Annotated in this window: 5 protein-coding genes; all 5 read right to left on the bottom strand. The window is 36.9% G+C overall.

The features are described from left to right. Positions 1 to 13 precede the first annotated feature (13 nt). Genes B7988_RS11595 through B7988_RS11575 form a run of 5 tightly spaced genes read right to left on the bottom strand, consistent with a single transcriptional unit; the run spans position 14 to position 6543 of the window. Entirely contained in the window at positions 14 to 2920 is a 2907-nt protein-coding gene (locus B7988_RS11595; RefSeq protein WP_170930645.1) for a P-loop NTPase fold protein, read from the bottom strand. A gap of 29 nt (positions 2921 to 2949) precedes the next feature. Further along, positions 2950 to 4362 carry a glycosyltransferase gene (locus B7988_RS11590; RefSeq protein WP_088658034.1) on the bottom strand — a complete coding sequence of 471 codons (1413 nt, stop codon included), beginning with the start codon at positions 4360 to 4362 and terminating at the stop codon, positions 2950 to 2952. Between the two features lie 27 nt (positions 4363 to 4389). Beyond that, on the bottom strand, positions 4390 to 4743 hold the full coding sequence (locus tag B7988_RS11585) for a hypothetical protein (RefSeq protein WP_088658033.1): 354 nt from the start codon (positions 4741 to 4743) through the stop codon (positions 4390 to 4392). Between the two features lies 1 nt (position 4744). Beyond that, positions 4745 to 5176 carry a hypothetical protein gene (locus tag B7988_RS11580; protein ID WP_088658032.1) on the bottom strand — a complete coding sequence of 144 codons (432 nt, stop codon included), beginning with the start codon at positions 5174 to 5176 and terminating at the stop codon, positions 4745 to 4747. A 23-nt stretch (positions 5177 to 5199) separates the two neighbouring features. Beyond that, positions 5200 to 6543 (bottom strand): FISUMP domain-containing protein, encoded by a 1344-nt coding sequence (locus B7988_RS11575; RefSeq protein ID WP_088658031.1) that lies wholly within the window; start codon positions 6541 to 6543, stop codon positions 5200 to 5202. Position 6544: the final 1 nt, after the last annotated feature.

The raw sequence follows: 6544 nt of genomic DNA, 5'->3' as shown, positions 1-6544 counted from the left end.
ACATCCTATTTTTTTACCCCCTTAGAGGAATTTGCGAAAGAAAATATACGTTACCACTTATTGACTTGAACGTCTTTTCAATCACATCAAATGTTTGATCTAAAAACAATCCCGCATGAACATTATCAAGCAAAATGTTTGCTACGAGACGTTTCTGGTCTTCGCGCCCTTGTTTTAATACAAATTGCAGGAATTCATAATTCCCCTTATACTGATCCAGCCTTTCTTTCGTAAAATCATTCAAAGCCAGAGGAACCAATTTTCCCGTTATTTCGATATCATTTCTTTGACTAAATTGATTTTTAACTATTTCGGCATACACAGGAATTTTATCTAGTTCGCAGATTAAGTCAACAACTTCGTCTTGAGCCAAATAGTTAAATAAAGCCGGAATTTTTGCAATTACAGAATCGCTATGCATATATTTCACAGTATCGCCATTTTCACCATGATTTTCTTGATATAAGGCAGCGTATCTTAATATATTCAGCTGTTCTCTATTTGAAAAATCATTCAAAACAGCAATAACATCAGCCATCGATGCGGTCACAACGCAACCTTCATCAATCAAACGACTATAGAGAGAGACCACATTAGGCGAAAAATCCGCCAACAAGTCATTCACAATTTTTGAAATATAATTTGATTCTCCAAAAAGCTTCATTCTTTCGTACAAATATTCACATAAGGAATCAATCTGTTTTTGAGATTTCCAATCGCTTAACAAAGTTTTATTGTTATTTGGAGCCAATCGTTGAACAAAAGTTTGGTCAATCATTTGAAATGATGTCTGGAGAGCTTGTAGCTCTGGGAAGTCCTCTTTCGCCTTATTTTTTATCACCAAAACAACATCACCAATCATCATGATGTGGTTCTCTATTGTTTTTTTCGCATTTAAAAGATTCAACATCTTCTCAAAGAAGGTGACATAACATTCTTTCGTTACACCCCTTTTCCTCGAAATAATTATAATGCACCTGGACAACTTTGGGTCATTATGATCTAATGAAGAGACCTCATTTACAAATAACGATAATATTTCATTCGTCACCAAATATTTGAAATGAATCGGTTCCAGTTCGTTCCAACTATTAAAGTTGTTATATTGAGCCAAAAGTTTTTCGGACAATTTCTTGAGCATCTTTTCCGAATGGCAACACAAATACTGTCCATCGCCAAATTCCGGCACAGGTTCTTTTTCACCAAGAAGATAATCTATAAACTTTTCTTGCGCATTCGGATACGACGGATTATCCAACGTCAGGAAATCAATGAACTTGCATATAGCAGCAGATTTCGTTAGCCCTCTGTATATTTCCACATATCCAACCCTTTCAAACAAGTCATCAAATCGTTTCCATTCGTTTTTCAGGCCAATCATTTCATAAATTTTAGAGTAAAATTCAAACGATGAGACGATAGCGGCATCCACATTATTGCGAACATACTTATCCAATGTATGATTTAAGTAGTCGACAATTTTGGATTTTGAGTCAACATATTTTTCCTTATTTTCAGTCAAATATTTATCATCAAATTTATCCAAAGCCTCTTTCAAATCAGGATTCAATGAAGTAAAATACAATTCCGTATGAGATAAAGTTTTAGACAACGCTTCTAACGGAACTCTTTTAAAAGACGGTGTGACAATTCGAAGAAACTGATTTTCTTCCTGTTTGCCCACATCTCGAAAATTTTCGTCCAGCAAAATTTGAGGATTACGCAAAATACTCCGATAACATTCAGGATAGTCCTCCCTTATTATAAGGAGAGCACATATTTGCGATTCAAATTTATTTGCAAACGATTCTTCGTAATTCAACTTTTCCGCTTCTAAATTATTGTATAGTTGGATAATACGCCTAGGATTTTTTGAATAGGCTATTGAGGCGAAATACAATGTTTCGGGCTTGAGATTTAACTTATTTTCGCTCGCTACATTCTTCGCAAATTCAAACATATCCATTTCTGCATATGGTTTTATGCGAATCACGGTATTAAAGAACTTTCGCAAAAACTCTTCTTTTTCCTTATCTTCTGAACACATTTCATCTTTAAAATTCTTTTTAAGGGCTACATCATCAACCGGGATTACAAAAATAACGTTCTTATTTATTGGAGCCAAGAATGTTTTTATATCAGTTAGCAAAGAATAAGCCAAATCATGATGGCACCGGTCAATATTATCAAATACAATTACCAACTTTTTTAGACCACGGGCACTACCATTCCCAATTCTCAAAAAGTTCATAACCTTTTTTATAGTATCTGAAGAAAAACACGCGTTTATAATTTCTGAAAAGCATTCCTGAAACTGCTCAGGAGCAAACAAATACGGCTTAGTAATTGAAATATCAAATTTTTCAAACGACCTAAAACACATTAAAATTGAAATATTTGCAATAGAGCAAGCCGCAGCAATCCCAATTTTCGCCTTATAATCTATTACATCAGAAAAAACAAGAACACATGCAATAGCCAGCAGAATAAAAAACATAATAGAAAGTTTTTTCAGAGAAAAAGTATATTTATAGTCAACTTTCTGAGATTCGTTTATATAGAACTTCCTCATCAAATCAGTCTGATCGTATTTTAATTCTTGTTGCATTTTAAGCAAGAACATTCTTCTAAACGAATCATTGACATACTGCCACGCATCGTACGTTACAAAAGCAACATCATGACGATTCTCTTTCTTGTAGGCATCTTTTACAGTATTAATTATGGAGGATTTTCCCGTTCCCCACCCACCAAAAAGGCCAACCGTATAGGACTTATTCCCCGATAAGGAATCTATAGTCGTCTTCAACGTTTTTGCGTATACTTTCGTATTAAGATAGTCTTTATTCTGAAGATTAATTTCTTCGTCTTCTATGTAGCGAACAACTCTCTTTATCGTTTTCTCATCGTCCTTTTTCATTTCTTCCCTCATTGAAATTCGGTAATAATTTACGGTTGCGCAGTGTTCAAATTATCCAACAGCACCTGTGTTCCCGGGCTTTCTGTTTCAACACTCTGGAACACATCACTCAATTTTTTCAGATTCCGCCGTGATTTTCTATCCGATTTCAATTTGACAATTGCGTCAATCAAAACTTTTGGACTGATTTTTTCAATGGGGAGCGTATTATTGATTCCGTATTTGCGCAGGCGCAGCGCGTTATCTATTTGGTCTTTGCCCAAAGGGAGAATCAGGAACTTCTTATTGTTGTAAACGCATTCCTTGATTGTGGCAAGACCTCCGTGAATCAGCGCGAATTCCAAATTATCCGCTTTTAAAATCCGACGTTGTGGGACCCAATCTGCGAAAGTAATGTTGGACATCGTTCTGAACTCGTCCCATTCATAATCATCGACAAGTTTTTTGCCCATTCCTATAATCAAATGATACCCGCTCAATTCAGCAGATTTCATCGCTTCACACATGCAATGGAATAGATGGCGGGCTTTCCCCTCGTAGTCCAACACCTGTGAACCTGCTGTTACGAAAATGATTTTTTCCTTATTTTCTGTAGGCTCATTTTCTTCTATGGTATCTTCTATCAAGTCGTCAAATAGGGAGGAATCATTGCTACCCAAATCCCTATCCAAAATGCAAGGTTCCACATAGTGGACTTTTTCGCCAGGGTTGTAATGGGCATATTCGTAATCTCGCGGACACGGTATCAACTCGTCAAAAGTCTCCAGATCCGAGACAAATTCTTCCATTTCTACTTCGGGATCTTGCAGCAGGTCAACCGAATCTTCCCCTGCAGCCAAGGCAGCTTTGAGATTCCCATACCTACAAAGGTTTACCAGCTTGAAGTATTCCGTCGGTGAAAAGGCCATCAGGTTCTGGATAGCACGCATAGCCGGGTCTTCACTTGGATGACGAAGATAAGTCGTGGAGATAACAACGTTTACTCCGTAAATCTTATGGATAAGCAAACTTTCTAGTGAAGTAAAGTACCCCGAAACAAGTAAATCCGGATTGACAGATGTCATCGCAGCTCGAAAATTTTGTGCGTCTTCATACAAATTCTTATTTAACTTATCCTTGTAATTTACCAAATCAGCACCGAGAGCGCTATAAGCGATAGCCCAAATATGATCTGGACGCCACCGTTCATTTGGACTTGTATGGCACTCGGTCGTATAACCTAAAGGATACGTATTCTGAAATATTGGAGAAAACGGGATAGGCACCAACGTGTCGTTTGAGTCTTTTATTGGGTACGCATCCACAACCCCTTTGCAGTCAAGAATTCCCATATACTTTATGGAATGTCCTAACTTGGACAGGTCTTCTGCCCACTTAAGCGTAGGCAGCCAGTGTCCCTGTTCCTTGTAAACATCTGGCCAAAAGAAAATTGTTTTAGGCATAAGTTGGTCCCTCAACTTTTATAACATTTAACGTTCCTTTGTTTCGTATTCACTTATCGAAAACAAAACAGCGCAATCTTCATCTTTATTCCATACTGTTTTTTCCAAGTTCCAATAAAAGAAATGACTTGTATGTCCCGAAATATTTATTTTTTCACTAATCTTACCTTTTTTTGTATATAAAATGACAAGATCGCCTTTTTTTACATCCTTATCGGGGAACCAATAAGTATTTCGCAACTTATTTGAAATATGTTCGCCGTTATAAGTTGTATCCATTATCAGGAAATCTCCCACATTACAATCTTCACGAACCCTTAACACGATTCGTTCCAATTCCTTACTTCCTGCATCACGAATTGCTCTTATAGACAAATCCATACTATGCCTCCTCTTTTTTTCTTATGTCTGGCAAATAATAGGAAAGAATCGCCCCTATCAATATGACTAATCCAAGAACTAGCATTGGTAAATTAAAAGGATTATCTTTAGAAAAATCATGCGTAGTTAATCCAAAAAAAACACCTGATATTGTCATAAAAAAATTCTTAAATACTTCATAGACCCAATTTCTTTTCTCACGCTCTTTATAGCGTGCAATAATTTCTTTCTGTTGATGATAATTCCTTTCAGTCTGTTCAAGTTGAGTCACTTTTCGTTTCAAGTCATCATTTTCATATATGAGACGTTTAGTTAAAACAGGATTCTTCAAATCCTTTGCCGTAAAACTGCACTTTATCTTTTCGTATGGATTGGATAATGGCGTTGCAATGGTTCCATTGTCCAAATCATCAGTTTGATCTATATCTGCCATGTTCTTTCCTCTTGGATAAATAATTAATCCTTTATACAACGAACAGAATACGCATTTTCTTTGGGCATTGTTGCTTTACCAAAAACATCAGTATTGCCCGCACGAAAAACTCTTGTACGAGCATATGACTCTGCAGGGTAAGCAGTTTGAATAGACTCAGAGGCAATCCAAAAATATGTATATCCATGATATAAATTCCCTTCATCATAGCCTCGACTTTTCCCACCCCAATAACCAGAACCATGTACCACACTATAGCCAAAGAAGTCATACGGAATATAAGATACTTTGCTATTACTTTTAGAACTAAGAATTTCTATAACTGAATTATTTGGTCGTTCTTTTGTGACATAATCTACTAACCGATTATATTCTGTTGAATCAGGTAGATGCCATCCTTCAGGGCAAGCAGTGATAGCATCATCCCATATGTATAATCGTCCAACAATTGAGCATCTTTCAATTGTATCACGATAACAACGACTTTTAATCGATGCGTAATTTAAATTTTGAGCCATCCATACTTGGGAACCTATTTGCACGGTTCTATATACCTGATTGTCGCGAGTATCCAAATATTCACCATATTCAATGTCTGGGTTTAAATGTTTTGTAGTGACACAATTATGCTCTCCACAGTTATAGATTTCTGACGAAATTCTTTCAGAACTAGATGTAACCGCCACGGAGCTTGATGATATCACCGTCAAACTTGATGAGGTTGCTTCCGAATTTGATGAAGCGAATTCGGAGCTTGAAGGAGCCTCCGCTGAAGAGGAAGAGACTATACCAGAACTTGATGAATTCTTATTCGAACTTGAAGATACCGCTCCTGAACTTGATGATATCACCGTCAAACTTGATGAGGTTGCTTCCGAATTTGATGAAGCAAATTCGGAGCTTGAAGGAGCCTCCGCTGAAGAGGAAGAGACTATACCAGAACTTGATGAATTCTTATTCGAACTTGAAGATACCGCTCCTGAACTTGATGATATCACCGTCAAACTTGATGAGGTTGCTTCCGAATTTGATGAAGCAAATTCGGAGCTTGAAGGAGCCTCCGCTGAAGAGGAAGAGACTATACCAGAACTTGATGAATTCTTATTCGAACTTGAAGATACCGCTCCTGAACTTGATGATATCACCGTCAAACTTGATGAGGTTGCTTCCGAATTTGATGAAGCAAATTCGGAGCTTGAAGGAGCCTCCGCTGAAGAGGAAGAGACTATACCAGAACTTGATGAATTCTTATTCGTCGAAGACGATAGAATAGGAGAAAGCGGATTTTGTTCGGAAGAATCATCGCCACATGAGAACAAACAAATATTAAGCAAAAAACAAGATAGAACAAATAATTTATTTTTCATA

Source organism: Fibrobacter sp. UWB1, assembly GCF_002210325.1.
Taxonomy (GTDB): domain Bacteria; phylum Fibrobacterota; class Fibrobacteria; order Fibrobacterales; family Fibrobacteraceae; genus Fibrobacter.
Note: the sequence above shows the minus strand (reverse complement) of the source record. Positions and strands in the feature narration are given on the sequence as shown.

What these genes read in the sequence shown, in the direction of transcription:
- B7988_RS11595 (WP_170930645.1), bottom strand. Translation starts at nt 2,920, where the DNA reads ATGAAAAAGGACGATGAGAAAACGATAAAGAGAGTTGTTCGCTACATA.
- B7988_RS11590 (WP_088658034.1), bottom strand. Translation starts at nt 4,362, where the DNA reads ATGCCTAAAACAATTTTCTTTTGGCCAGATGTTTACAAGGAACAGGGA.
- B7988_RS11585 (WP_088658033.1), bottom strand. Translation starts at nt 4,743, where the DNA reads ATGGATTTGTCTATAAGAGCAATTCGTGATGCAGGAAGTAAGGAATTG.
- B7988_RS11580 (WP_088658032.1), bottom strand. Translation starts at nt 5,176, where the DNA reads ATGGCAGATATAGATCAAACTGATGATTTGGACAATGGAACCATTGCA.
- B7988_RS11575 (WP_088658031.1), bottom strand. Translation starts at nt 6,543, where the DNA reads ATGAAAAATAAATTATTTGTTCTATCTTGTTTTTTGCTTAATATTTGT.